The sequence below is a fragment of the Nonomuraea sp. NPDC023979 genome, from assembly GCF_040639085.1.
Taxonomy (GTDB): Bacteria; Actinomycetota; Actinomycetes; order Streptosporangiales; family Streptosporangiaceae; genus Nonomuraea; species Nonomuraea ceibae.
Genome location: NZ_JBEZZG010000053.1, coordinates 18,192 through 43,433 on the forward strand (window position 1 = coordinate 18,192; position 25,242 = coordinate 43,433).

The following is a 25,242-nucleotide window of genomic DNA, read 5'->3' on the forward strand; positions in this document are numbered from 1 at the left end:
TGTCCAGTTTAGGTAGCTAGCGGGACTGCCCGGCCGCGAGCTCCGCCGCGCGGGCGCGGGCCCAGGCGTCGGCGGCGAGCACCTCCTCGACCGAGCCGGCCGGGGTGACCTCGTGCTCGTCCACGACGCGGGCGACGGTGTCGACGATCGCCAGGAACGGCAGCCGGCCGCCGATGAACGCCTCCAGGCACGCCTCGTTGGCCGCGTTGTAGACGGCCGGGGCGGTGCCGCCCTCGGCGCCCACGTGCCTGGCCAGCGCCACGGCGGGGAAGGCGGCGTCGTCGAGCGGCTCGAAGGTCCAGGTGTGGGCCCTGGTCCAGTCGACGGGCCGGGCGGCGCCGGTGACGCGCTCGGGGTGGCCGAGCGCGAGCGCGATCGGCAGCCGCATGTCGGGCGGGCTGGCCTGGGCGATGGTCGAGCCGTCGACGTACTCCACCATGGAGTGGATGATCGACTGCGGGTGGACGACGACCTCGATGCGGTCGAAGCCGATGTCGAACAGCAGGTGGGCCTCGATCACCTCCAGGCCCTTGTTGACCAGGGTCGCCGAGTTGATGGTGATCATCGGGCCCATGGACCAGGTGGGGTGGGCCAGCGCCATCTCGGGAGTGACGTCGGTCATCTCCGCGCGGGTCCGGCCGCGGAACGGCCCGCCGCTCGCGGTGACGACCAGCCGCCTGACCGCGTCGGGGTCGTAGCCGTGCGGCCCGGAGGCCCACAGGCACTGCTGCAGGGCGGAGTGCTCGGAGTCGACGGGCAGGATCTGGCCGGGCTTGGCCAGCCGCTTGACCAGCGGGCCGCCGATGATCAGCGACTCCTTGTTGGCCAGCGCGAGCGTGCGCCCGGCCTCCAGCGCGACGAGCGTGGAGGTGAGGCCGAGCGCGCCGTTGATGCCGTTGAGCACGGTGTCGCACGGCCGGGCGGCGAGCTCCGCGACGCCGTCGGGGCCGGCGAGCACCTCGGGGGCGGCGCCGAGCGCGGCCAGCGCCTCCTTCAGGGCGGGCACGGCGGCGGGGTCGGCCACGGCGACGGCCTCCGCCCCGGTCTCGGCGGCCTGCCGGGCGAGGAGGTCGACCTTGCCTCCTCCTGCGGCGAGCGCCGCGACCCGGAAGCGGCCGGGGCAGGCGGCGATGACGTCGAGGGCCTGCGTGCCGACGGAGCCGGTGGAGCCGAGCACGACCACGGAGCGGAGGGACTGTTCATGCACGGATCCATTGTCCCCTCCGCCCGGCCCGCGCGGGCACCGGGAGGCCCAGGTGGTCAACCGGAGTGACCCCAGAGCACCCAGTACGCAAATGCCGGAATATCCCCATATCCGAATCCGCATAAGCCGAGAAATCGCGATATTGCGCAGTTACCTTCCAACCCGAGATCCGGTCCCGGGAGGTAGAAAAATGCACCGCGGAGTCACCCTGCTCGCCGCTTTGACCCTCGCCCTGCTCCCGGCCGCGCCCGCGCACGCGGAGCCCAGGCCCGCGCAACGGGCGGCGGCCGACTCCGACCGCGAGCGGCAGGCCGTCCTCGACTACTGGACACCGGCCAGGATGGCCGCGGCCCGGCCGCTCGACGTGGCAGCGCCGCACGCCAAGGCCGCCGCCACCGCCGGCAAGCCGACCGAGGGCGCCCCGTGGACCGCCCCGCCCACCGGCGCCTCCGGCGTGCAGCTGCGGCAGGCGCCCAACAGCGGCGGCCGCCCGTGGACCGGCGGCGGCGTGGTCGCCAAGGCCGCCGGCCGGGTGTTCTTCACCACCCAGGGGCGCAACGCCTCCTGCTCGGGCAGCGCCGTGACCAGCGCCAACAAGAGCGTCGTGCTGACCGCCGGGCACTGCGTGAAGATGGGCGGCGCCTTCCACACGAACTGGGTCTTCGTCCCGGGCTACGACGCCGGGCAGCGGCCGTTCGGCACCTGGCCGGCCACCCGGCTGCTGACCACCCAGGAGTGGAACGCCACCGAGGACATCAACTTCGACGTCGCCGCCGCCGTGGTCGCGCCCCTGGAGGGGCGCTCGCTGACCGACGTGGTGGGCGGCCAGGGCGTCGCGTTCAACCAGCCCAGGCGCCGGCAGATGTACGCGTTCGGCTACCCGGCGGCGGCGCCGTACGACGGGTCCGCGCTCGTCTACTGCAGCGGCCGGGCCTTCGACGACTTCCTGCTGAGCCAGGACCTCGGCCTGACGTGCGACATGACCGGCGGTGCGAGCGGCGGTCCGTGGATGCTGAATTTCAACGAGGCGACCGGTCTCGGCACGCAGAACTCGGTCAACAGCTTCAAATACAGCTTTGCCCCCAATTGGATGTTCGGCCCCTATTTCGGGACGGAAGCCCAATCCGTCTACGAGGCCGCCCAGAACACCGCCACGACCTGAGGTAATTTACCGAAAGTAGTCACAAGAACACATCTCGTGGTGCACACTCGGGGGGCATGACGCTGACCACCCCCGTGCTGGCGGCCGCGCCCCTGGTCGCCGGACTCCTGGGGCCCGCGCTGATCGGCGCCGCCCCCGAGCAGCACCCCGGCCGCCAGGTCGCCGTCCCCGCCGCGGCGCACGGCGACATCGTCGAGCACGTCGCCGCCCGCAGCCCGGCCGACCAGCGCCGGGTGCTCGACTACTGGACCCCGCAGCGCATGTCCAAGGCGCTGCCGATCAGCCTGCTCGGCCTGGTCACCCAGGGCGGCCTGCTGGGCGGCCTCACCGACGCCAAGGAGTCCGGCGGGACCAAGGGCCTCGGCGTGACGGAGCTGAAGAAGGACCTCACCGACCTCACCAGCTCCAGCAAGCTCACCGGCACGCTCAACGGCCTGACCGGGGGCACGGGCCTCGGCGCCGCGCCCCAGCTGGCCAACCGCTCGATCGAGCTGGCCCCCGTCAAGCCGCGCCCGCAGCACCAGTCGTCCCGCCCGCTGGCCACCACCTCCGGCTCCCGGTGGGCCGTCGGCGGCGCGGTGGCCAGGACCACCGGCCGGGTCTTCCTCACCATGTCGGGCGTCGACTTCGTCTGCTCGGCCAGCACCGTGCGCAGCGCCAACCGCGACGTCGTCCTCACCGCCGGCCACTGCGTCAAGGACGGCACCGGCGCCTGGGCGCAGAACTGGACGTTCGTCCCCGCCTACGGCACCTCGGGCCGCAAGCCGTACGGGCAGTGGACGGCCCGCCGCATGTTCGTGGCGGGCCCGTGGTCGCGCAGCGCCGACGACAGCTACGACGTCGGCATGGTGGCGCTGGCCACGTCCGGCGGCAAGCACGTCGCCGACGTCGTGGGCACGCAGGAGATCGCCTTCAACGCCAAGCGCGGCGGCCACGCGTTCGGCTTCGGCTACCCGGCCGACCCGCCCTACGACGGCAGCCACCTGGTCTACTGCGCCGGCAAGCTGCGTGACGACCCCTACGGCGACACCCACGACCAGGGGCTGGGCTGCGACATGACGGCGGGCTCCAGCGGCGGGCCGTGGATGTCGGGGTTCGACAGCGCCACCGGCAAGGGCACGATCACGTCCCTGAGCAGCTTCAAGTACAGCAACGACCAGCGCACCATGTACGGCCCGTTCCTGGGCGAGGCGGCCAGGAAGCTGTTCCTCACGGCGGAGCGCGCCTGACCTCCGGGCGGCGCAGGTCGTCGACGTAGAGGGCGAGCAGCGCGCCCTCGTCGGGCAGGGCCGAGAACATGATCTGGCGACGGAGCTGCGCGATCGTCAGGAGCTTGTCCATCCCGGCCCACGACCAGCTGTACGGCGCGGGCTCCCACAGGTCGGGCAGCGACAGCTTCAGGTGCAGCTCCCGCAGGTCGTCCTGCGACCAGACCGGGCGCACGGCGACCAGGTCCACCAAGCTCTGCCATTCGGCGAGCGCGCACTGCGAGCGCCACAGCAGAGCGTAGCTGCGCCACTCGGTCACCACGTCCTCGTGTCCGGGCATGAACTCGCTGGCCCGCAGCTCGGGGGCGCACACGAGGGCGAGCACCATGAGGTTGGCCGAGTAGTAGGCGTATCGGCGCTGCGGCCCGGCGATCCACGGCCGGTAGGCGGCGATGGCGGAGTCCTCGCGCGCGTCCAGCTCCCGGAACAGCCGCAGCACCACCGCCCGCCACCGGTCGGGGTCGTCGGCCAGCTCCTGGAGGAACGAGACCACGGGCAGCCGTGAGGCCAGCGTCGCCCAGGACAGCACGGTGCGCAGCAGCCCGTCGTGCACGCCGGTGAGCACCAGGCTCGACTCCTGGGCGACCAGCTCGCGCAGCAGCGAGGCGACGAGCCTGGCGATGAGGAACTCGCCGAACGTCGCGTGCAGGAACTCGAAGGTGTGCAGCACCTCGCCGTCGCGCACGACCTGGGCGCGGTGCACGAAGAAGGACCTGGCCACGGCCTCGTGCCCGCCGCCGTGCCGCCGGACCGGCGCGGGCTCGCGCCGCCGTTCGGGCAGCAGCACCTCCAGGTCGGCGTCGACCTCCTCGACCGTGGCCCACTGCCGTCCCCGGTTGAACATGGAGGAGGCGACGAACGACAGCCGCAGCAGCTCCAGCTCCACCTGCCTGGCCACCTGCTCGCGCGGGTGGAGCTTCTCCAGCGCGCGTTCGGCGTAGCGGGTCATCAGCCGCTCGTACAGCTCGGCCTGCCCGAGGGTGCCCGGTTCGCGGCGCAGCGCGTTGCCGTCGGCGTCGTAGAAGGCCAGCATGAGCAGCAGCAGCGGTGAGCCCGCCAGGTGCCGCTGGGTCATGGCCACGTCCAGGGTGAACGGCTCCAGCCCGGCGGCCGGGAAGTAGTCGGCGTTTACGGCGTTCCACACCTCGAGCCAGCGCCGGGTGGCGTCGGGGCCGAACGCCTCCAGCCGGGTGACCACGGTGCCCTCGGGCAGCCCGGCACGGTTGGCGACGGCGGTGCGCGAGGTGACGACGACGGCGACGGCCCGCCCGGCGTCGGCCTCCTCGTGCTGGAACCTGGCGACCTTCATCAGGTAGTCCGACTGGCGCACGCCCGTGGCCTGGAGCAGCTCGTCGAACCCGTCCAGGATGATCACGGGCAGCGCGCCGCCGGCCGACCTGGCGATGGCCGGCCAGTCCTGGCGTTCGCCGCTCAGGTGGTGGACGGCCTCCTCGATCTGCTCCTGGATGCCCGCTCCGGCCGACACTTCACGCAGCGGCACCCGTATCGGCAGGAACGGCGCGTCGCGCAGGCGGGCGGCGAGCACCTTGCTCAGCACCGACTTGCCGGAGCCGGGCTGGCCGAGCACGAGGAGGGGCGCCTCGGCCGCCGCCGACGAGGTCAGGAACCCGGCCAGGAACACGGGCAGGTCGGAGCGGATCGGGTGCCCCTCCCACCAGGCGTCGCCGCTCGGGTCGTCGCCGGGCGCGATCCGCGCCGCCCTGAACTGCGGGGTCACGTACGCCTGCGCGAGCGTCGGCAGCCGCAGGCCGATCGGCAGGGCGCCGGTCTCGGCGATGGGCCGGACGAGCGCCGCCTGGTGCAGCCGGTCGAGCGCGGCGGCCCGCTCGGGCAGCGGCTCGCCGGTGGCGACGAGCGAGATGAGCCGCTCCAGCTCGGCCATGCCGGGCAGGCTCGGCTGGTGGTCGGCGATGCCCGCCCAGAACGCGAACTCCGGCACGTCCCTCGCCAGCGTGCGGAAGCGGTCGGTGTAGCGGAGCACGGCCATCTCGGCCAGCTCGTCCCCGTAGGCGGCGGCGGTCCACTGCCGGTCGTGGTCGCCGAGCCGCTCCCACAGGCCCAGCTCCCTGACGTGGGCGAGCAACTGCTGGCCGAGCCCGAGGTAGTAGCCGCGCACGACGGCCACGGTCTCGTCGAAGGAGGTGTGCGGCGAGGGGCAAAGCGGCGCGGCCAGCTCCCAGTAGTGCCGCCCGCCGGCCTCGCCCGCGTGCAGCTCGCCGGGCGCGAACGGCAGGTCGAGCGTGTCGACGGCCTCGACGTAGGCGGTGACGACGAGCACGGCGTGCGCGGCCTCGAACCTGTCGGTACGGGAGCGCCAGGTGCTGCCGGGACGCCATTCGCGCCAGCGTCCCAGCAGCTCGGCCCCGAGTTTGACCAGGGCCCCACGGGCCTCCATCACCCCCGCGACGGGCAGGAGCGCGACGGTTCCGGTGCTGACCAGCGCTTCGAGCGCCGGATCAGCGCCGCCGAGTAATCGGACAGCATCGATGTACCGGTATTTGTCCCCCATGCAGCATCGCCGCCTTGGATGGGCCGTTGGTCAAAGGGTGATACCCGTCAATACCATCACTTTCTCGTAAGTAAGATCTTCCATCGCCGATCGCAGGCCCTCACGGCCGATCCCGGAGTCCTTGACCCCGCCGTACGGCATCTGGTCGGCCCGGTACGACGGCACGTCGCCGATGATCACACCGCCGACCTCCAGCTCCCGGTTGGCCCGGAAGGCGGCGTCCAGCGACCGGGTGAACACCCCGGCCTGCAGCCCGTAGGCCGAGTCGTTGACCATCGCGTACGCCTCGTCGATCGAGGCGGCCTTCTGCAGCACCATGACGGGGCCGAAGACCTCCTCGCGGGAGACCTTGGCGTCGGCCGGGACGTCGGCGAGCACGGTCGGGGCGATGGTGGCGCCCTCCCGGGTGCCGCCGGCCAGCACGCGGGCGCCGGCGTCGACGGCCTCGCGCACCCACTGCTCGACCCGTTCGGCGGCGGCCTCGGAGACGAGCGGGCCGACCTGCGTCTTCTCGTCGGCCGGGTCACCGGTGACGAGCCCGGCGACGGCCGGGAGCAGGCGCTCGACGAACGCGTCGTACACCGGCTCCTCGACGATCACCCGCTGCACGGCGATGCAGCTCTGCCCGGCCTGGTAGTTGGAGAACAGCGCCACCCGCTTGGCCGCCCAGTCGAGGTCGGCGTCGGCCAGCACCACGGCCGCCGCGTTGCCGCCCAGCTCCAGCGTCACATGCTTGCGCGGCACCTGGTCGGCGATGGCGTAGCCGACGGGGGCCGAGCCGGTGAACGACACCACGGGCAGCCTCGGGTCGGCGACGAGCGCGGCGGCGCGCTCGTTCTCGATGGGCAGCACCGAGAACATGCCGGCGGGCAGGTCGGTCTCGGCCAGGATCTCGCCGAGCACCAGCGACGACAGCGGCGTGGCGGGCGCGGGCTTGACGATGACCGGCGCGCCGACCGCGATGGCGGGCGCGACCTTGTGCGCGACCAGGTTGAGCGGGAAGTTGAACGGCGTGATCGCCAGCACCGGCCCCTTGGGCACGCGCGAGACGTAGGCCAGCCGCCCGGCGGCGGCGGGCTCGGTGTCGAGCCGCTGCACGTCGCCGGACCAGCGCCGGGTCTCCTCGGCGGCGAACCGGAACGTGGAGATGGCGCGGCCGACCTCGCCGCGCGCCCAGAAGATCGGCTTGCCGTTCTCGGCGGTGATCAGGTGGGCGAGCTCGTCGGCCCGCTCGGCCAGCCGCCGGGACACGTGCGCGAGCGCTTCGGCGCGCACGTGCACCGGCAGCGCGGCGGCCTCGCCGGCCACCGCCCGCGCGGCCGCGATCGCCTCCTCGACCTGCTCGCCGGTCGGCACCGAGTATCGGCCGACCTCGCGCCCGTCGAGCGGATTGGTCACGCTCAGCTCGGCGTCCCCGGTGGCGGGGCGTCCGGCGAGCCAGAAGGTACGCACGTCCATACCCACGACGTTATGCCAAGCGGACAGAGGGGGATTTACACCAGGCTGCACAAGACTCCCGCCTGGCCCCACCGTTACGTACAAGCCCTCTTGTATACCCACTGTGTAACAGAAGTAGGCCTAATTCAGGATGTTTACGATGCGGAGCGGTTTGAACGGTCTCTGCCCTGGCTAAGTCATCGATGCGGGTCCCTCAGCGCGGCGGGCCCCCGAGCAGAAAGGCGTGGGCCCATGACCTCCTCGGCGCCGCTTGGGCTCCAGGGCGCCTACCTGCTGGGCGAACGGGCCGGCCAGGACGAGCTTCGTTCCAGACTGCTGGACGTCGCGGTGAACCTGCTGGTCACCGACGGAGCCGACAGCCTCACGATGCGCAGGATCGCCACCGAGGCCGGCTGCACCACCACCGTCATCTACACGATGTTCGGCAACAGGGAGGGGCTGGCCGAAGCCCTCTACCTGGAGGGGTTCGAGCGCTTCCGGCGCATCCTCGACGCGGTGCCGCAGCGCCGCGACCCCTTCGAGCACCTGACGGCGCTCGCCCCGGCCTACCGGCAGGCGTGCCTGTCGGAGCCCGGCTACTACAGCCTCATGTTCGAGCGGGCGATCCCCGGTTTCGAACCCAGCGAGCGCGCCCGCACCCTCGCCCGGGCGGCGCTCAACATCTTCGACCGGGTGATCGCCGACTGCATCTCGGCGGGGCGGCTCGTCCCCACCCAGCCCCGCAAGATCGCCGACGCCCTCTGGGCCGCCGCCCAGGGCGCGATCAGCCTCGAACGCGCGGGCCACCTGCGTGACGGCCGCACCTTCGAGGCGGTGACGACGGCCACGATCTGCTGCTACCTGGTGGAACGTGCCTAGCGCCTGGCCGCCTCCAGCGCGAACCACAGCTCGGCCCGCACCGCGGGGTCGTCGAGATCGCGCCCCAGCAGCTCGGCGACCCGCCGCATCCGGTAGCGCAGCGTGTGCCGGTGCACGCCCAGCCGCTGCGCCGCCGCGTCCCAGTGCCCGTTGCACTCCAGGTACGCGCGCAGCGAGGCGACGAGGTCGGGCCGCGCCCCGTAGGCGGTGAGCGGCCCCAGCAGCGCGGTCGCGAACGCCTGCGCCACGGCCGGGTCCAGCAGCCCGACGAGCCCCTGCCCGGCCAGCTCGGCGAAGCGCACCACGCCGCCCCGGCTCGCCGCGCGGGCCCGCACGGCCTGGTCGATCCCGGCCCGCAGCTCGCCGTAGCGGCAGGCGGTGCTCACCCCCACGGCCCCCTCGACCGCCCCGGCGACCTCGTCGGCAGCCCCTTCCTCCACCAGCACGACGCCGGCGCCACCGGCCGCCCCCTCCGCCACCAGCGCAACGCCGGCGCCACCGGCCGCCCCGCCTTCCACCGGCGCGCCGCCGCCCGCCGCCTGGGGCAGGCGGGTGGCGAACACCGTGGCCTCGACGCTCTCCAGGGCCTCCGCCGGGACGGCCAGCACGGCGAACGGCTCGCCGGGCAGCCGGCCGCCGAGCGCGTCCAGCACCGCCCGCGCCCGCTCGTCCTCCCCCGCCAGCAGCAGCTCCAGCACCGCCTGCCGGACCCGCCGGGCGGCCTCCCGCTGCGCGCCGCCCTGCTCCAGGGCGAGCGTGAGCAGCGACCCGGCCGCGTTGATCACCGTGTGGGCGACCGGCGTGAACGCCTCCCGCGCCCCCACGGCGAAGTAGCCGCGCGGCCGCGCCCCGCCGCCGAGCGGCTGGAGCACGACGTGGCCCTCGGGCCCGGACAGCGACAGGCTGGCGGGCATCCGCGTGCCGCGCAGCCGGCCGAGCTCCCCCGTCACCGCCTCGGCCCGCGCCCCGCGCGTGGCGTGGCGCACCTGCCCGGTCTCGTCCAGCAGCACCGCCCAGCCGCCGACCTCGGCGGCCAGCCGGTCGACGACCGCGTGCAGCCCCTCGGGCCGCAGCGCCGCCCGCGTCAGCCGCCCCTGCGCGGCGAACGCGCGGGTGATCTCCTCGTACTGCTCGGCGGCCAGCAGCTCGCCGACCGTCTTGCCGATGGCGATGAACGGCGTCTCCCGGGGCACCTCCAGCAGCGGCAGCCCGGCCTCCTCTGCGGCGGTCACGAGCGCGGGCGGCACCTCGTCGTGGGAGAGCCCGACTCCGAAGCCGAGCCCGGCCACGCCCCGCGCCACCAGCCGGGCAACATAGCCGGAAAAATCACCTTCCAGGCGCATCCCGGTGGTGAGCAGCAGCTCGTCACCCTCCAGGAACGGCGTCGGATCCTCCAGCTCGCTGACCGCCACCCAGCGCACGGCCGAGTCCAGCGGGCCGGCCAGCGACCGCAGCCCCATCCGCCGCACCACGGTCCGCAGCGAAGGCGCCATCGCGAGTTGTCCATTCCGGCAAAGGTGAGCACCCACAGTGTGCCATATCGCCCTATCGGAGCAGGCGGGCGGCCACCGTACCGTCAGAGCCATGAGCATTCCCCAGGAGCGTCGCCTCGTCACCGCCATCCCCGGCCCCAAGTCGCAGGAGCTGCTGGCCCGCAAGCAGGCCGCCGTCCCCCCGGGCATCGGCACCACGCTGCCGGTCTTCGTGACCCGCGCCGGCGGCGGCGTGCTGGAGGACGCCGACGGGAACTCGCTGATCGACTTCGGCTCCGGCATCGCCGTCACCAACGTCGGCAACGCCGCCCCCAAGGTGGTCGAGCGTGTCCAGAAGCAGGCCGCCGACTTCACCCACACCTGTTTCATGGTCACCCCGTACGAGTCGTACGTGCGCGTGTGCGAGAAGCTGAACGAGCTCACGCCGGGCGACCACGAGAAGCGCACGTTTTTGGTCAACAGCGGCGCCGAGGCCGTGGAGAACGCGGTCAAGGTCGCCAGGCTCGCCACCGGCCGCCAGGCGGTCGTCGTGTTCGACCACGGCTACCACGGCCGCACCCTGCTCACGATGACGCTGACGGCCAAGAACATGCCGTACAAGCAGGGCTTCGGCCCGTTCGCGCCCGAGGTCTACCGGGTGCCGCTGGCCTACCCGTTCCGCTGGCCGACGGGCCCCGAGAACTGCGCCGAGGAGGCCGCCGCCCAGGCCATCGACATGATCGGCAAGCAGATCGGCGCCGAGAACGTGGCCGCCGTGGTGATCGAGCCGATCGCCGGCGAGGGCGGCTTCATCGAGCCCGCCAAGGGCTTCCTGCCGAGGATCGCCGAGTTCTGCCGCGCCAACGGGATCGTGTTCGTGGCCGACGAGGTGCAGACCGGCTTCGCGCGCACCGGTGACCTGTTCGCCTGCGAGGACGAGGGCGTGGTGCCCGACATCATCTGCACCGCCAAGGGCATCGCGGGCGGCCTGCCGCTCGCCGCGGTGACGGGCCGGGCCGAGCTCATGGACACCGTGCACGCGGGCGGCCTCGGCGGCACCTACGGCGGCAACCCGCTGGCCTGCGAGGCGGCGCTGGGCGTGCTGGAGACCATCGAGGAGGAGGACCTGGTCGGCCGCGCCCGCCGCATCGGGGACGTGATGATCCCGCGACTGCTGGCCATGAGCGAGCGGTTCGACGTGATCGGCGACGTCCGGGGACGCGGCGCGATGATCGCCGTCGAGCTCGTCGTGCCGGGCACCAAGGACCCGAACCCGGCCGCCGTCCAGGAGGTCGTCCGGCGCTGCCACGCGGAGGGGCTGCTGGTGCTGACCGCGGGCACGTACGGCAACGTGCTGCGCTTCCTGCCGCCGCTGGTGATGCCCGAGCACCTGCTTGAGGAGGGGCTAGGCATCCTGGAGAAGGCTTTCGCCAGCCTGTAGATAAACCCGCAAATCGGGCATCCAGCTTGTTGCTGGATGCCCGATTTTGTTGGTGTAAGACCTGTCGTCCGGGTAGAGAAATCACCTGGCCTTGACGCGAAGCTAGCGGAGCACGGACGCGGCCGGGGTTATAACGGATCCGACATGAAGCCGGGCGAGCGCCGCGGGGAGCGTGATGAACTGGGGTCCGACCAGAACGGCTGGGGAGATGTTGACGTTCGACCCTGAGGGCATGAGCTGGGCGCAGCGCCAGGGCGACGCCTGCGTCGTCTGCCACAAGCGGTGGCCGCGTCCGCGCGTGCGGGTGGGCCGCTTCCCCGACGACATGACGGCCCTGGCCTGCACCGACTGCGCCGAAGCCCTCATCCCGTCGCCGCTGGCCACCGTCGTGGCCTTCCCGTCACGCTGACCACGCCGCACTGACCAAGCCGCACTGACCAAGCCGCACTGACCACGCCACTGACCAGGCCGCACTGGCCACGCCAACACCGACCACGCACACAGCCCCCGTACGCGCCGGGGGCCGCCTCTCGGGAGACGAGACGCCCCAGGGCGGGGGGACCGCCCGGGGGCGTCTCAGCAGGCGCGCTCAGCGGGGGGATAGGGCGCGCCCGCCGCGGGCGAGGTCACCGGCCGGCCGTCACTTCGCGAGCTCACGCCACCGGGCGGTCCAGGTGGCGTAGTCCACGCACTCTCCTTCCGGCGGACGGCAGTCGCCCGGCGGCCGCACCGCGAAGGCGATGCGGTCGAGCCGTGGTGACCTGGTCGCACCGTACGCCTCACAGACCGGTTTGGCGCGGCCTTTGCACGCCTTGGTATTGGCCGGCGCCAGCCCGAGCCACGCGGCGGCGTCACGCTGGGAGTCGGGGTCGGTCATCCGGTTGAGCCATAGGTAGGCGCAGCCCGTGTCGGTGACGCCGGAGCCGAGCATCCACGAGTCGGCCCACCCGGTGGCCTTGCGCGCGGGGACCGCCTTGACCTTCTTGCCGGCCTTCTCCAGCAGCATCCGGTGGTAGGGCGTCGCCTGGGCGTAGTCGATCGAGCCGGTGGCGAAGCCCTTGATCAGGTCGAGCGGGTTCTTCCAGTAGGTGCGGTCCTCGTGGCCCTCCAGCCCCTCCGCCACCCGGTCGAGCTGGGTGGCGGTCAGCTCGAACGGCCGGTCGACGGCGTCGTCGACGAGCGCCGCGTCGGCCAGCGTCAGCGGGCTGTCCTTGAGCATCACGCGCCCGGCCTTGAGCACCTGGCCCAGGTCGCCGCCCTTGACCCGCTCCGGGTCGTAGAGGAACTCGTGGTAGCCCCACAGGAACGGCACCCCGTAGGCCTTGCCGGAGTCGCTCACCAGCTCGCGCAGCGGCTCCAGCAGGTCGTCGTAGCCCTCGATCTCGGCCGTGTCGATGGGCTGCACCTGCTTGGCCTCGATCATGGAGGCGGCCAGCACCGGATCGGCGGCGATCACGTCGTAGGGCCGCTCGGCGACGCGGGCGGCCATCTCCTCGGGCGTGGAGACCGTGTCGAGCCGGGCCACCCGGCAGCCGGTCTCCTTCTCGAACGTGCCCGTCCAGTTGGCCTGCGGGCTGGTGCCGCCGTATTCGGCATAGCCCCGGTAGGCGAGGATCTGCAGGGTGCCGTCGCGCTGCGTGGGGCTCGTGGTGGGCTTGGGCGACGGCGTGGCCGCGCCGGTGCCGGCCAGCATCGCCAGGGCGGCCAGGGCCAGGGCGGGAGCGCGTCGGAGATCCACGCCCTGGAGCTTACCGGGGCCCCGGGCGGGCGGAGCCGAAGCCCGCCCGCCTGTGGACAACCTACTTGTTCGTCGGGAATCCCAGGTTGACGCCGCCGTGGGACGGGTCGAGCCAGCGGGAGGTGACGACCTTGCCGCGGGTGTAGAAGTGCACGCCCTCGGTGCCGTGGGCGTGCGTGTCGCCGAAGAGCGAGGACTTCCAGCCGCCGAAGCTGTAGAACGCCATCGGCACCGGGATCGGCACGTTGATGCCGATCATGCCGACCTCGATCTCGTTCTGGAAGCGCCGGGCTGCGCCGCCGTCGTTGGTGAAGATCGCGGTGCCGTTGCCGTACTCGCCCGCGTTGATGACCTCGACGCCCTCCTCGTAGGAGCCGACGCGGACGATCGACAGGACGGGCCCGAAGATCTCCTCGACGTGCACCCGCGAGCCGGGCCTGACGTGGTCGACGACGGTCGGCCCGAGCCAGAACCCGGGCGTCTCCGACGCCTTGCCGCCGCCGCGCACCGGCGTCTCGCGGCCGTCGACGACCACCTTGGCGCCCTCCTCGACGGCCACGTCGAGGTAGGAGGCGACCTTGTCGCGGTGCGGCCCGGTGACGAGCGGGCCCATCTCGGAGGCGGGGTCGTCGCCGGGGCCGATGGTCAGCCGCTCGACCCGTTCGACGATCTTCTGCACGAGCTCGTCGCCGACGGGGTCGACGGCCAGCACGACGGAGATCGCCATGCACCGCTCGCCCGCCGAGCCGAACCCGGCCGACACCGCGGAGTCGGCCACCAGGTCGAGGTCGGCGTCGGGCAGCACGAGCATGTGGTTCTTGGCGCCGCCGAGCGCCTGGACCCGCTTGCCGTGGGCCGATCCGGTCTCGTAGACGTACCGGGCGATCGGGGTGGAGCCGACGAACGAGACGGCGCGCACCTCGGGGTGCTCCAGCAGCCGGTCCACCGCAACCTTGTCGCCCTGCACGACGTTGAACACGCCGTCGGGCAGCCCGGCCTCCTGCCAGAGCCGCGCCATGAGCAGCGACGCCGACGGGTCCTTCTCCGACGGCTTGAGCACGAACGCGTTGCCGCACGCGATCGCGATCGGGTACATCCACATCGGCACCATGGCCGGGAAGTTGAACGGCGTGATCCCGGCGACGACGCCGAGCGGCTGCCGGATCGAGTAGGAGTCCACGCGGGTGGACACCCCTTCGGAGAAACCGCCCTTGAGCAGGTGCGGGATGCCGCAGGCGAACTCCACGACCTCCAGCCCGCGGGCCACCTCGCCGAGCGCGTCGGAGTGGACCTTGCCGTGCTCGGCGGAGATCAGCGCCGCCATCTCGTCGCGGTGGGCGTACAGGAGCTCGCGGAAGCGGAACAGCACGTGCGCGCGCCTGACCAGCGACGTGTCACGCCACGCGGGGAACGCGGCCGCCGCGGCGGCGACCGCCGCGTCGACGTCGGCCGCCGACGCCATCGCGACCGTGCCGCTGACCTCCCCGGTCGCCGGGTTGAAGATCTCGCTCGTACGGGGGTCACCGTCGACGAGCTTTCCGCCGATCCAGTGCTTGACTGACTTCACTGCTGCGCCGCCTCCGCGTTGATGACTTCGAGCGCGCCGACGATGATGCCGAGCCCCTCGGCGGCCTCGTCGACGGTCAGGGTGAGCGGCGGCGCCATGCGGATCGCGGTGCCGTACAGGCCGCCCTTGCCGGCGAGCAGGCCGGCCTTCTTGGTCTCCTCCATGAAGCGGGCGGCCTGGGCCGGGCTCTCCAGCTCGACGGCGAACATCAGGCCCTTGCCGCGCACCTCCTTGACGATGGGCAGGCGGGCGGCGGCCTCGCGCAGGCCGTCGATGATGATCTTGCCGGTCCTGGCGGCGTTGGCCTGGAGGTCGCGGTCGAGGACGTAGTCGAGGGTGGCGTTGGCGGCGGCCATGGAGATCGGGTTGCCGCCGAACGTCGCCAGGCCGACGGCGGGCAGGACGTCCATCAAGTCGCCGCGCGCCACGACGCCGCCGACGGCGAACCCGTTGCCCAGGCCCTTGGCGAACGTCATCATGTCGGGCGTCACGCCGTGGTTCTGGATGCCGAAGAACGCGCTGCCGGTGCGTCCCCAGCCGGTCTGCACCTCGTCGGAGATGAACAGGATGCCCTGTTCGTCCAGGACCTCCTTGTAGGCGGCGAACAGCCCGTCGGGCGGCATGGTGAACCCGCCCACGCCCTGGATCGGCTCGGCGATGAGCGCGGCGACGTCGCCCGCGACGGCGGTGGCGAGCACGTGGCGCAGGTCCTCGGTGCACGCGCGGATGTAGTCGGCGTCGGACAGGCCCTTGAACTGGGTCAGGTGCCGGTCGGTGCCGTGCAGGAAGTGCGCGTTGAGCGGGGAGAGCGAGTTGTTCTTCCAGGCCCGGTTGGAGGTGACGCCGATGGCGCCGAAGCTGCGGCCGTGGTAGCTCTGCCGCATGGCGAGCACCTGGTCGCTCTTGCGCGCGCAGGTGGCCAGGAGCAGGGCGGTCTCGTTCGCCTCGGTGCCGGAGTTGGTGAAGAACACCTTGGCGTCGGGGATGCCGGACAGCCTGGCGATCTTCTCGGCGAGCTCGACCTGGCCGCGCAGCAGGTAGACGGTGCTGGTGTGGACGACGCCGGTGGCGAGCTGGCGCTCGACGGCCTCGCGCACCTCCGGCACGTCGTAGCCGATCATGTTGGTCAGGATGCCGGCGAAGAAGTCGAGGTAACTCTTGCCGTCGGCGTCGACGACACGGTTGCCCTTGCCGCTGACGATCTCGATGGGCTCGTCGTAGTTGAGGCTCACCCAGGCGGGGATCACGGCCCTGTGGCGCGCGAGAAGCTCGGACATGTCTTGAGTATCGCTGTTGCCGCGACTTCCCCGGAACGGCAAGATGTCGGCCTGTCGCCGAATTGGCTTACATACTGTCGACCCGGGGCCGAGAAGAGGTTTCGTCGGGATGGGTGATGGTATGGCTACGTCTAGCAGGGAATATGTGAGATCGCCCCTCCAGGGGGAAGCCTTCTGGAGCACCGTCCAGAAGACGCGACAGGCGGTCTGGCGACCGTCGTAAGACCGCCGGATCGGGGGAACCCAATGCGCAAGACGCTCACGGGTCTGGGGCTGGCCTTCTTCCTGACGCTCGCCCCGGCCGCGGCCGCCACGGCGGACACACCCGTTCAGGCCGCGCAGAGCCAGGTCAATCCGTCACCTCAGCCGACCGACACCCGGGACGAAGGCGGCAGCAACGCCGGCCTGTGGGGCCTGCTGGGCCTGCTCGGGCTGCTGGGCCTGACCGGCATGCGCAAGCAGAAGAGCCAGGTCGGCACGGCCGAGCACATGACCAATCGGCCGCACCGCAACCCGTAAGGTCCTCGCGCGGGATCCCCGTGCCGGCGAGCCCGGCACGGGGATCCCCCGTCCCACCGGCCCCCGTCCCTTAGGGGATCACCCGTCCGCCTGCGGGCGTACGGCCGGCGTACGGGCTACGCCGCCGGAGGCACCCGCAAAGCCCACTCCCGGGCGACGACCGGCGCGGGTCCGGTCCGCCACCATCGGGTCATCACGACAGCAGACCCGAGGAGACCGGCATGACGCTCGCCCTGGACCACGCCCCCGCCACCACCCACCCCGGGCCGCCCAAGCTCGACCGCGCCCAGCTCCGCCAGGCCCAGCAGGACACGCTCGCCACCCCGCGCATGAAGTACAGCCTGCTGGCCAGGATGATGTTCAAGCCCGTGGACCTCATGTACGGCAAGGAGGGCTCGTACACGAAGTTCGCCATGCTGGAGATCATCGCCCGGGTGCCCTACCAGGCGTGGGAGCGGATGGGCTACTGGGCGGTGCACCGCCACAGAGGCCGCTCGGCGCTGGCCCGCCGGGTCTTCGAGCGCATCGTCGAGGCCCGTGCCGACCAGGACAACGAGCAGTGGCACCTGCTCATCATGCAGGACCTGGTGCAGCGCTCCGGGCACCGACAGAGCTGGCTGCTGCACCGGGCCGCGCCCTGGCTGATCGCGTTCTTCTACTACCACGTGTCGTGGGTGCTGTTCCTGGTCCGGCCCGACTGGAGCTACCGGCTCAACGCCGAGTTCGAGGACCACGCCGAGCACGAGTACATGACGTTCGTGGCGGACAACCCGGACCTGGACTTCGTCCCCGACCCGGGCGCCTACGCCGCCGAGTACGGCCGTTACCGCTCGGTGGCCGACCTGCTGCGGCAGATCGGCCACGACGAGCGGACGCACAAGCTCGACAGCCTGCGGAGCATGCGCGAGCCCCGCATCCGCTAGGCGCTCACCGGCTCGGGCGCGGTGTCCGGCGCGGTGGCGGCGGGCCGGAGCACGAGGAGCGCGAGCAGCGCCGCGGCCAGGCAGAACCCGGCGCCCACGAAGCAGCCGACGTGCATCGCGTCGGTGAACGCCGCCTTGGCCGGCTCGACCAGCTCGGGCGTCCGGAACGCGACGCCGATCGACTCCCTGGCCGCCTCGGGCGCGCCCGCCGGCATGGACGAGGTGAACACCCCGGCCAGCACGCTGCCCAGCACGGCGATGCTCAGGGCCAGGCCGACCTGCTGGACGGTGTCGTTCATGGCCGAGCCCACCCCGGCGTGCTCCAGCGGGATCGCGTTCATCAGCGACGCGTACGCCGACGGCCCGGCCAAGCCGCCGCCGACGCCCATGAGCACGAGCCCGATCAGCAGCCCCAGGTAGCCGGTGGTGGTGGCCATCACCAGGAACCCGCCGGCCATGACGGCCAGCCCGGAGGCGATCAGCGTCCGGTTGGTGACCTTCTTGCCGAGCCCGGCGCCGACCCCGTTGAAGATCGCCGCGGCCACGGCGTAGGGCAGCAGGGCCAGCCCGGCCTTCGTCTCCCCGTAGCCCAGCACGAACTGCAGGTACTGCGTCAGCATCAGCATCACGGCCCCGGCCCCGAACGCCATGAGCAGGATCGAGAACGACGCCCCGCTGAAGTTGCGGTTCCTGAACAGCCGCAGCGGCAGCATCGGATGGGCCGAGCGCCGCTCCCACCACACGAACACGCCCAGCGTGATCACGGCCAGCGCGATGATCACCGGGTCGAAGACCCGCTCGATGATCACGTAGACGGCGGCGGTCAGCCCGACCACCGACAGCACCACGCCCACCGGGTCGATCGGGCGCCCGGCGCTGCGGGTCTCCGGCATCAGCACCAGCGCGGCCACGATGGCGATCAGCGCGATGGGGATGTTCAGCAGGAACACCGACCCCCACCAGTAGTGCTCCAGCAGGAAGCCGCCGAGGGTCGGCCCGATGATCACGCTGATCATCGCCACGCCGCCCCAGATGGCCATGGCCTTGCGCCGCTCGTCCGCGTCGAAGACCGTCATCAGGATCGACAGCGTCGACGGCATCAGGATGGCCCCGCCGACGCCCATGAGGGCGCGCGACCAGATGAGCTGCCACGGCTCCCCGGACAGCACGGCCAGCACCGAGGCCCCGCCGAACAGCGCCAGCCCGATGATCAGGAACTTCCGGCGGCCGAACCGGTCGGACAGGCTCCCCGCCGTCAGCAGCAGCCCGGCGAAGGCCAGCACGTACGAGTCCAGGATCCACTGGATGTCGGACGGCGTCGCGCCCAGGTCCTCGATCAGCGAGGGGATGGCCAGATTGAGCACCGTGCCGTCGACGGACAGCACGAGCAGCGACAGACAGAGTACGGCGAGGACCCACCAGCGACGGGGGTCTCGCACAGCGTTCGATTCCACTCGCACACTGTACGACAACACTCGTACAGTGTGCGAGTGGAATTATCCTGGGAGCATGACCAAGCAGTTCAGCACCGTCTGGCTCCGGGAAGCCCGTCCCGCCAAGAGCACCGGCCGCAGCCGCGACGAGATCGTCCACGCCGCCGTCGAGCTGCTCGACGCCGACGGCCTCGACGGACTCAGCATGCGCAGGCTCGGCGCCAAGCTGAGCGCGGGCGCGACCAGCATCTACTGGTACGTGGCCAACAAGGAGGAGCTGCTGGAGCTGGTCTACGACGAGATCTGGGGCGAGCTGCGGCTGCCCGAGCCCACGGCGGAGACCTGGCGGGTCACCGCGTCGGCCTTCGCCCACGACATGCGCCGGGTGATCCTGCGCCACCCCTGGTCGGCCTCGCTCATCGGCCGCCTGCCCGCGCTCGGCCCCAACGCGCTCGGCGCCGCCGACACCCTGCGCAGGAGCTTCCACCTGGCCGGCTTCGAAGGGCTGGAGATCGACTACGCCAACACCACGCTGACCTCGTACGTGTTCGGCATCACGATCCCGGAGGTCGCCTGGGCCCAGAAGGTCGCCGAGACCGACTATCCCGACGAGAGCATCCGCGAGACGGTCGCCCTGCTGGCCGCCGACTATCCGGACCTGGCGAGCCGCATGAACGAGGTGCAGAGCTCCGACACTGACGCGGTGCGCGAGATGGCCTTCAGCTTCGGGCTCGACGCGGTGCTCGACGGGCTCACGGCACGCCTGGTCGCCTAGCAGATTGTCAGCCTGCGCGGACTCGATCTTACAAGCTGATCGGATAGGCTCGGCTCGTGCTCCCCACCATCGCCGACATCCTCGCCCTGGAGAGCGTCCGCCGGGGCAACCCGCGCGTGGTCGCGGGCGCGGACCGGCTCGACACCCGCGTGCGGTGGGTGCACGTGGGCGAGATCGCCGACATCGCGCAACTGCTGCGCGGCGGCGAGCTGGTGCTCACCACCGGCGTGGCCCTGCCCGACGACCCCGACAAGCTGGCCGACTACATCGGCGAGCTGTCGTCCGTCGGCGTCTCCGGCCTCATCGTCGAGCTGGGCCGCCGCTTCGTCCACGAGCTGCCCCGCGCCGTGGTCAAGACGGCCGAGGAGCACGGGTTGCCGCTGGTCGTGCTGACCCGCGAGACCCCGTTCGTGCAGATCACCGAGGCCGTCCACGCCCGGATCATCGACATCCAGCTGGAGGAGCTGCGCGCCTCCGAGCAACTGCACGAGGTGTTCACCGAGCTGTCGGTCGAGGGCGCCTCACCGGCCGAGGTGCTGGCCCAGGTCTCCCGGCTGTCGGGCCGCCCGGTCCTGCTGGAGAACCTCGCCCACCAGGTGCTGGCCTGCGAGTCGGCGGGCCGCGACACCGGCACGCTGCTGGCCGGCTGGGAGACCAGGTCCCGCGCGGTCGCCCCGGCCGAGCGCACCGCCTACGACGCCGCCTCCGGCTGGCTCGTCACCACCGTCGGCGCCCGCGGCCAGGACTGGGGGCGCCTCATCCTGCTGTGCGACGCCCAGCCCTCGCCGCGCGAGCTGGTGCTGGCCGAGCGCGCCGCCACCACGCTCGCCCTCGGCCGCCTGCTGGAACGCCACCAGGAATCGCTCGAACGCCAGGCGCACGGCACGATCATCACCGGCATCCTCACCCACGCCTACGCCGACCCCGACGAGGCCGCCGCCCGCGCCAGGGCCGTCGGCGTCCCGCTCACCGGCCGCAGGCTCGTCAGCGTCGTCATCCGCCCGACCGACCTGGCCGAGCAGGCGCTCGACGGGCAGGCCGAGCTCGGGGAGCTGGCCGAGGCCACCGCCGCCGCCTGCCGCGAGGCCCGGCTGCCCGCCCTCGTGGGCGCCCTCGACCAGGACCGCGTGGGCGTGCTGCTGCCGCTGCCGCCGCGCACCGCCGTCGAGCCCGCGCTGACCTCGCTCGCCGAGCGGCTGCGCGCCCTGTCGAAGTCCGGCGGCGCGTTCGTGCTCGCCTCCGGCTCGGTGGTCGAGTCGATCCGCGACGTGCGGCGCAGCTTCCTGGAGGCCGAGCAGGTGGCCGACGTCGCGGTCCGCCAGCCCGACGGCCGCCCCTTCTACCGGCTGCCCGACCTGCGGCTGCGCGGGCTGCTCCACCTGCTGCGCGACGACGCCAGGCTGCAGACGTTCGCCGAGCGCGAGCTGGGCGCGCTGCTGGCGCACGACGCCCAGCGCGGCGGCGACCTGACCCGCATCCTGCGCATCTACCTCGACGCCGGGCGCAACAAGGCCGTGGCCGCGCAGAAGGCCCACCTGTCCAGGCCCGCCTTCTACGACCGGCTGCGCCGCCTGGAGCGCATCCTCGACACCGACCTGGACGACTCGGAGTCCTGCCTGTCGCTGCACGTCGCGCTGCTGGCCCTGGAGTCGTTCCGCCGCAACGCCCGCCCCGAATGAGGTCGCGCCGCCTAGCGTCTGCGGTGTGCCCCTCTTCTACAACCCCCTGGAGGCGGCGGCCCACCGGCTGTCGCTCGTTCCCCCGATGTTCGACTACTTCGGCGCCCTGGGCGTGCACGCGATCGTCGCGGCGGCGCGGCTGGGCCTGTTCGACGCGCTGCGCGACGGGCCGCTGACCGGCGACGAGCTGGCCGCCGCCCGCGGCCTGGACGGGCGCGCCGCCCGGGTGCTGCTCGACAGCCTCGCCGCGCTCGGCTACCTGCGCCGGCGGCGCGGGCGCTACGCGCTCACGCGCGCCTCCCGCCGCTGGCTCGTCACCGGCTCGGCCACCAGCCTGCTGGAGGGGCTCACGTTCTGGGAGCGTACGGCGTGCGTGATCTGGCCGGAGACCGAGAAGGCCGTCCGCGACGGCACGCCGCCCGTCCCCCTCTACACGCTGACCGAGCAGGACCCGGAGCTGTCGCGCTCGTTCCAGGCGTGGACGGCGGCGCTCGCCGGGCAGCAGGCCCCGGCGGCGGCCCGCGCCATCCCCGTTCCCCGGCACGCCCGGCGGCTGCTCGACGTGGGCGGCGGCCACGCCCTCTACAGCGTGGCGCTGCTGCGCCGCCATCCGGCGCTGCGCGCCACCGTGCTCGACCTGCCGCAGGCGCTCCTGTCGGCGGCCGAGCACCCCCGCCTGACGCTGCGCGCCGGCTCGTTCCTGAACGGCGACCTGGGCGACGGCTACGACGTCGTCCTGCTGTTCAACGTCATCCACCTGCTGGACGACGCCGAGACGGCGGCGCTGCTGCGCCGGGTGTCCGCCGCCCTGAACCCCGGCGGCGTCGTGGCCATCGGCGACCAGTTCGGCGACCGCCTCTTACCCGGGCGGGCCAGCCGCGGCCTGATGCGGCTGCTGGACCTCAACTACCTCGTCGCCGGCGGCGGCCGGGTGCGCGCGTTCTCACAGGTCGCGGACCTGCTGCGGGAGGCGGGCTTCGAGCGGCCGCGCCACCGCCGCCCCTGGCGCTCCCCCGTCACCCAGCTCGCCCTCGCTAGAACCCCATCGCGGCACGCACCTCGTCCAGCGTCTTGATCGCCCGCTCGCGGGCCGCCGCGTTGCCCTCGCCGAGCACCTCCCTGGCCTCCGCCACGGTGTGCTCGCGGCGCCGCGCCCGGATCGGGACCAGGAACTCGTTGACCGCCTCGGTCGCCAGCGCCTTGAGCCGCGACGCGCCCCCGTCGCCGATCTCGTCGGCGAGCTCCTGCTGTGTCCGCCCCAGGCACAGGGACGCCAGCGTGAGCAGGCTCGCCACGCCCGGCCGGTTCTCCGGGTCGAAGGTGATCAGCCGCTCGGAGTCGGTGGGCGCCTTGCGGATCAGCGCCGCCGTCTCGTCCTCGGTGGCCGACAGCGCGATCGCGTTGCCCCGGCTCTTGCTCATCTTGCCGCCGCCGAGTCCCGGCAGCAGCGGCTGCTCGCCCATCATGGCCTCGGGCACCGGGAACACCGGCCCGTACCGCTCGTTGAACCGCCGCGCCACCAGCCTGGTCGTCTCCACGTGCGGCAACTGGTCCTTTCCGACGGGCACCATCGTGCCCTTGCAGAACAGGATGTCGGCCGCCTGGTGCACCGGGTAGGTGAACATGAGCCCGCTCACCACCTGCTGGCTGCTGTGCGCGATCTCGTCCTTGACCGTGGGGTTGCGCCCCAGCTCGGCCACCGAGATCAGGCTCAGGAACGGCAGCATGAGCTGGTTGAGCTCGGGGATCGCGCTGTGCTGGAAGATCGTCACCTTCGCCGGGTCGATGCCGACCGCCAGGTAGTCCAGCAGCAACGCGTCGATGTTCTGCTGGATCGCCCCCGGCAGATCCCGATCGGTGATCACCTGATAGTCGGCGATCAACACATACATCTCGTACGTGTCCTGCAGCCGCACCCGGTTGGCCAACGAGCCGAAGTAGTGGCCCAGATGCAGCGGCCCGGTCGGGCGGTCACCGGTGAGAACGACGTGGTTCATGCTCTGCTCCTCCTGAGGTGTTCATGCCGTCCCAGGGAGGAGCCCGTCGCGCCGGGCCGCCCTGAGGACGGCCCGTGCATGCGGATGTCAGTGGCCGTCTCGCGGCCACCACCACATGCTGATGCGCTTCATGCACCCATTGTATGGGCGGATCAAAGATGCCAGCCATACCCGGTGTCAATCTCGTAACCTCTTCCACCGTTTGGCGTGTTTCGAGGACCCCGGGACCAAGATCACGCCAGGATGGGTCGGATTGTTTTCCGCCCTCTGGAGTTCTGATGTCTCGACGCACCATCGTCGCCGGCTTGGCCATGGCCGCGACGTTCACGGTGACCACCGTGCCAGGCGCCGCCGCGGAGCAGGTGGCGGTGAAGTTCCCGTCGGCCAAGTTCCCGCTCGGCCCCCGCTCGGCGCCCACCAAGACCATGACCGCCGTCGCGCCCGGGATCGACCTGTACGACGTGAAGGCCGGCAGCGCCACCGACGGCTACACGGTGACCGTGCTCATGCCCAGCGGCCGCGACTACGGCACCCGCGCCACCGCGGAGGCCAGGGTGGCCGAGGTCGAGGCCGCCGGCGAGACCGCGAGCCTGCAGAAGGTCATCCGCCCGCAGGTCGCCGACGCGCCCGCCCAGGAGATCTACATGGTCCGCGTCGGCCTGTGGTCCTTCAAGGACAAGGCCGAGGCCGACAAGACGGCCAAGAAGCTCAAGGAAGCCGGGCTCAAGGTCAAGACCGACTACCTCGGCGACGACGGCCTCAAGACCACCGGCCCGTGGAACGTCAAGGTCGTCATGATCGACGCCCGCACGTTCCGCGGCTCGTACGCCGCCTCCCTGGGCACCAGCGTCGCCAAGCGGGAGACCGTCTCCGCAATGGCCAAGGCGCAGGGCGCCATCGCGGCCATCAACGGCGGCTTCTTCAACATCCACACCGCCAAGGAGCTGCGCGGCGAGCCCGTCGGCGCCTCCGTGGTCGCGGGCCGCCTGCTCAGCGAGGCCGTCCCCGGCCGCTCCGCCGTCGTCCTGCGCGGGCGTACGGCCCGCATCACCGAGCTCAAGTCGGCCGTCACCGCCGTCTCCCACGACGGCGCCCGCGCCCCGGTCGCCGGCGTCAACCGCGCCGCCGCCACCGACGAGCTCGTCCTCTACACCGAGGAGTACGGCGCCAAGACCCCCGCGAACGGCGGCGCCGACGTCGTCCTCGACGCGGCCGGCAAGGTCGTCGGCGTGCGCGCCTCCGGCTACGCGGTGCCCAAGGGCGGGCGCGTCCTGCACGGCAGCGGCGCGGCGGCCGACTGGCTCGCCGAGCACGCCGTCGAAGGCGGCAGCGTCCAGGTGCTGACCAAGCTCACCGACCTGCGCACCGGCAAGACCATCAAGCTGACGCCCGACCTCCACGTGGTCGCCGGCGGCGTCGGCCTGGTCCGCAACGGCCGCACCAAGATCACGGCCAAGCGCGACGGCCACGACTCAGTCAACATGATCCTGCGCCGCCACCCGCGCACCCTGCTCGGCACAACCCGCAACGGCAGCCTCATCCTCGCCACCATCGACGGCCGCAAGCCCGGCATCACGGTCGGCGCGAGCTTCACCGAGGCGGCCCAGCTCATGCGCTGGCTCGGCGCCACCCAGGCCATCAACCTGGACGGCGGCGGGTCGACGGCGATGGTCGTGGGCAAGAAGGTCGTCAACCAGCCGGCGGACGGCCGCGAACGCGCCGTCGGCGACGCCCTCCTCGTCCTGCCGCCCCGCTGACCACCCTCCGGCCCTGCCCCGCTCGAGGGGCAGGGCCGGTTCGTCCCCAGAACGCGAAAAGGCCCCCGGGATTACCCCCGAGGGCCTACTTCGCCATACAACGCAGAGAAGGCCCCGACACTGAATGTCGGGGCCGTGTGGGTGATATTTTGAGGCGGTGTCCTAATCAACCACACCCACCCCA

Annotated in this window: 20 protein-coding genes; 11 read left to right on the forward strand and 9 right to left on the reverse strand. The window is 72.2% G+C overall.

The features are described from left to right. Positions 1–16 precede the first annotated feature (16 nt). Complete coding sequence (dxr, locus tag AB0G11_RS46665; RefSeq protein WP_308125987.1) at positions 17–1,207, reverse strand: 1-deoxy-D-xylulose-5-phosphate reductoisomerase; 1,191 nt, start codon at positions 1,205–1,207, stop codon at positions 17–19. Positions 1,208–1,394: 187 nt separating this feature from the next. On the opposite strand from dxr, the gene AB0G11_RS46670 reads away from it, so the two are divergent. Next, positions 1,395–2,366: a peptidase gene (locus tag AB0G11_RS46670; RefSeq protein WP_219509870.1), complete on the forward strand. Its 972-nt coding sequence runs from the start codon at positions 1,395–1,397 to the stop codon at positions 2,364–2,366. Between the two features lie 56 nt (positions 2,367–2,422). Next, positions 2,423–3,595 (forward strand): hypothetical protein, encoded by a 1,173-nt coding sequence (locus AB0G11_RS46675; protein ID WP_246646012.1) that lies wholly within the window; start codon positions 2,423–2,425, stop codon positions 3,593–3,595. On the opposite strand, the gene AB0G11_RS46680 is transcribed toward AB0G11_RS46675, so the two are convergent. Both AB0G11_RS46680 and AB0G11_RS46685 read right to left on the reverse strand, forming a co-directional pair. After that, entirely contained in the window at positions 3,576–6,164 is a 2,589-nt protein-coding gene (locus AB0G11_RS46680; protein ID WP_219509871.1) for a hypothetical protein, read from the reverse strand. The genes AB0G11_RS46675 and AB0G11_RS46680 overlap by 20 nt on opposite strands. 30 nt (positions 6,165–6,194) lie before the next feature. Further along, a complete protein-coding gene (locus AB0G11_RS46685) occupies positions 6,195–7,622 on the reverse strand; it encodes an aldehyde dehydrogenase family protein (protein WP_219509873.1) in 1,428 nt (475 codons plus the stop codon). 231 nt (positions 7,623–7,853) lie between these two features. On the opposite strand from AB0G11_RS46685, the gene AB0G11_RS46690 reads away from it, so the two are divergent. Then, on the forward strand, positions 7,854–8,480 hold the full coding sequence (locus AB0G11_RS46690; protein ID WP_219509874.1) for a TetR/AcrR family transcriptional regulator: 627 nt from the start codon (positions 7,854–7,856) through the stop codon (positions 8,478–8,480). Here AB0G11_RS46690 and AB0G11_RS46695 read toward each other — a convergent pair. Beyond that, positions 8,477–9,973, reverse strand: a complete 1,497-nt coding sequence (locus AB0G11_RS46695; protein ID WP_357593564.1) for a PucR family transcriptional regulator — start codon at positions 9,971–9,973, stop codon at positions 8,477–8,479. The two genes, AB0G11_RS46690 and AB0G11_RS46695, sit on opposite strands and share 4 nt — an antisense overlap. Positions 9,974–10,064: 91 nt before the next feature. Here AB0G11_RS46695 and gabT point away from each other — a divergent pair, with 91 nt between their 5' ends. Together gabT and AB0G11_RS46705 are read left to right on the forward strand one after the other, a co-directional pair. Continuing rightward, entirely contained in the window at positions 10,065–11,393 is a 1,329-nt protein-coding gene (gabT, locus tag AB0G11_RS46700; protein WP_357593566.1) for a 4-aminobutyrate--2-oxoglutarate transaminase, read from the forward strand. 232 nt (positions 11,394–11,625) lie between these two features. After that, complete coding sequence (locus AB0G11_RS46705; RefSeq protein ID WP_246646013.1) at positions 11,626–11,802, forward strand: hypothetical protein; 177 nt, start codon at positions 11,626–11,628, stop codon at positions 11,800–11,802. Positions 11,803–12,033: 231 nt separating this feature from the next. On the opposite strand, the gene AB0G11_RS46710 is transcribed toward AB0G11_RS46705, so the two are convergent. The 3 genes from AB0G11_RS46710 to AB0G11_RS46720 form a co-directional block, all read right to left on the reverse strand. Then, a complete protein-coding gene (locus tag AB0G11_RS46710) occupies positions 12,034–13,131 on the reverse strand; it encodes an extracellular solute-binding protein (protein WP_357593568.1) in 1,098 nt (365 codons plus the stop codon). 61 nt (positions 13,132–13,192) lie between these two features. Continuing rightward, on the reverse strand, positions 13,193–14,698 hold the full coding sequence (locus AB0G11_RS46715; RefSeq protein WP_357593570.1) for a CoA-acylating methylmalonate-semialdehyde dehydrogenase: 1,506 nt from the start codon (positions 14,696–14,698) through the stop codon (positions 13,193–13,195). Then, a complete protein-coding gene (locus tag AB0G11_RS46720) occupies positions 14,695–15,975 on the reverse strand; it encodes an aspartate aminotransferase family protein (protein WP_219509880.1) in 1,281 nt (426 codons plus the stop codon). The genes AB0G11_RS46715 and AB0G11_RS46720 overlap by 4 nt, the downstream gene beginning before the upstream one ends. Positions 15,976–16,221: 246 nt before the next feature. On the opposite strand from AB0G11_RS46720, the gene AB0G11_RS46725 reads away from it, so the two are divergent. Both AB0G11_RS46725 and AB0G11_RS46730 read left to right on the forward strand, forming a co-directional pair. Continuing rightward, entirely contained in the window at positions 16,222–16,494 is a 273-nt protein-coding gene (locus tag AB0G11_RS46725) for a WGxxGxxG family protein (RefSeq protein ID WP_219509881.1), read from the forward strand. 221 nt (positions 16,495–16,715) lie between these two features. Then, on the forward strand, positions 16,716–17,417 hold the full coding sequence (locus AB0G11_RS46730; protein WP_357593572.1) for an alternative oxidase: 702 nt from the start codon (positions 16,716–16,718) through the stop codon (positions 17,415–17,417). Here AB0G11_RS46730 and AB0G11_RS46735 read toward each other — a convergent pair. Next, entirely contained in the window at positions 17,414–18,856 is a 1,443-nt protein-coding gene (locus tag AB0G11_RS46735; RefSeq protein WP_357593574.1) for an MFS transporter, read from the reverse strand. The two genes, AB0G11_RS46730 and AB0G11_RS46735, sit on opposite strands and share 4 nt — an antisense overlap. A gap of 70 nt (positions 18,857–18,926) precedes the next feature. On the opposite strand from AB0G11_RS46735, the gene AB0G11_RS46740 reads away from it, so the two are divergent. Genes AB0G11_RS46740 through AB0G11_RS46750 form a run of 3 tightly spaced genes read left to right on the forward strand, consistent with a single transcriptional unit; the run spans position 18,927 to position 22,379 of the window. Then, the gene (locus AB0G11_RS46740; protein WP_219509884.1) at positions 18,927–19,625 is read left to right on the forward strand and encodes a TetR/AcrR family transcriptional regulator C-terminal domain-containing protein; all 699 of its coding nucleotides are present in this window, start codon (positions 18,927–18,929) and stop codon (positions 19,623–19,625) included. Between the two features lie 56 nt (positions 19,626–19,681). Beyond that, positions 19,682–21,304: a PucR family transcriptional regulator ligand-binding domain-containing protein gene (locus tag AB0G11_RS46745; protein ID WP_357593576.1), complete on the forward strand. Its 1,623-nt coding sequence runs from the start codon at positions 19,682–19,684 to the stop codon at positions 21,302–21,304. 25 nt (positions 21,305–21,329) lie between these two features. Continuing rightward, positions 21,330–22,379, forward strand: coding sequence for a methyltransferase (locus AB0G11_RS46750; RefSeq protein WP_357593578.1), 1,050 nt, complete (start codon positions 21,330–21,332; stop codon positions 22,377–22,379). On the opposite strand, the gene trpS is transcribed toward AB0G11_RS46750, so the two are convergent. After that, the gene (trpS, locus tag AB0G11_RS46755; protein WP_357593580.1) at positions 22,339–23,301 is read right to left on the reverse strand and encodes a tryptophan--tRNA ligase; all 963 of its coding nucleotides are present in this window, start codon (positions 23,299–23,301) and stop codon (positions 22,339–22,341) included. The two genes, AB0G11_RS46750 and trpS, sit on opposite strands and share 41 nt — an antisense overlap. Positions 23,302–23,579: 278 nt before the next feature. Between trpS and AB0G11_RS46760 the strand changes: the two genes are divergently transcribed. After that, positions 23,580–25,058 (forward strand): phosphodiester glycosidase family protein, encoded by a 1,479-nt coding sequence (locus AB0G11_RS46760; RefSeq protein ID WP_357593582.1) that lies wholly within the window; start codon positions 23,580–23,582, stop codon positions 25,056–25,058. Positions 25,059–25,242: the final 184 nt, after the last annotated feature.